Consider the following 1339-nt stretch of genomic DNA (forward strand, 5'->3'; position numbering starts at 1 on the left):
GTGTGGACGGGCTGGCGGGAGCCGTCGTCTCCCGGGTAGTTCCGGTCCAGCAGCCGGTCCGTGGCCGCCAGCTGTGACTCGATGTGGGCGGTGTCCGCCGCGGTGAGGGAAGGCGTGGGGGAGGCGGCCATGCCTCAGTCCAGCAGTTCGTAGGCCGGGGTGGTGAGGAAGTCTGTGTAGTCCTGGGACAGGCAGATGTCCTTGATCAGGTGGCTGGCAGGTTCGTAGTAGCCCATGAACGCTTCCTCGCCGACCTCCCTGCGGAGCCGTTCGGTTTCCTCGGCCAGGATCTGCTCCACGAGTTCCCGGGTGACGGTGTTTCCGGTGTCGGCCAGGACGGATGTGTTGCGGATCTGCTGCCAGACCTGGGAGCGGGAGATCTCTGCGGTGGCGGCGTCTTCCATGAGGTTGTGGATGGCCACGGCGCCGTTGCCGGAGAGCCACACGGCGGTATAGGCGACGGCGACGTACAGGTTCAGGCGCAGCCCGGCTTCGGTGACCTGGCCGCCGGCGGAGGCGATGTCCAGCAGCTGGTCCGCGGTGACCGCAACCTCGGGGCGCTGCTTGCCGAGCTGGTTGGGATTGTCCCCGAGGACGGCGTCGAAGACTTCCTGGCAGGTGGGCACGAGGTCGGGGTGGGCCACCCAGGAGCCGTCGAATCCGTCGGTGGCTTCCCGGGTTTTGTCCGCGCGGACCTTGGCGAAGGCGGCCTCGGTGACCTCGGGCTGCTTGCGGTTGGGGATCACGGCGGCCATGCCGCCCATGGCGAAGGCGCGGCGGTGGTGGCAGGTTTTGACGAGCAGTTCGGTGTAGGCGCGCATGAAGGGGGCGGTCATGACCACCGAGGCGCGGTCCGGGAGCACAAACTGTTCGCCGGCGTCGCGGAAGTACTTGATGATGCTGAACAGGTAGTCCCAGCGGCCGGCGTTCAGGCCGGAGGCGTGGTCCCGCAGTTCGTACAGGATCTCGTCCATTTCGAACGCGGCGGGGATGGTCTCGATCAGTACCGTGGCGCGGATGGTGCCCTGGGGGATGCCGAGGTAGTCCTGGGCGAAGACGAAGACCTCGTTCCAGAGCCGGGCCTCGAGGTGGCTTTCCATCTTGGGCAGGTAGTAGTACGGGCCGTGGCCGTTCTCTATGAGCGGCCGGGCCACGTGGAAGAAGTGCAGGCCGAAGTCCACCAGCGCGCCGACGGCACGGTCGCCGTCGATCGTTACGTGTTTCTCGGGGAAGTGCCAGCCGCGCGGGCGGGCCACCACCACGGCCAGCGGGGCGTCGGTGCGGAGGGGGTATTCCTTGCCCTCGGCCGAGGTATGGCTCAGGGTTCCGTTCGCGGCGT

General features: G+C 67.7%; 1 protein-coding gene and 1 pseudogene. Both read right to left on the reverse strand.

Annotation, left to right across the window (positions count from 1 at the left end; translation table 11 throughout):
* Positions 1–131 (reverse strand): annotated as a pseudogene (locus tag DBR22_RS25085) (DUF6986 family protein); the annotation flags it as partial.
* A 3-nt stretch (positions 132–134) separates the two neighbouring features.
* A partial coding sequence (locus tag DBR22_RS22725) for a malate synthase (RefSeq protein ID WP_258229414.1) occupies positions 135–1339 on the reverse strand: 1205 nt, incomplete at its 5' end.

It is taken from the genome of Arthrobacter sp. HMWF013 (genome assembly GCF_003061105.1).
Lineage (GTDB): Bacteria > Actinomycetota > Actinomycetes > Actinomycetales > Micrococcaceae > Arthrobacter.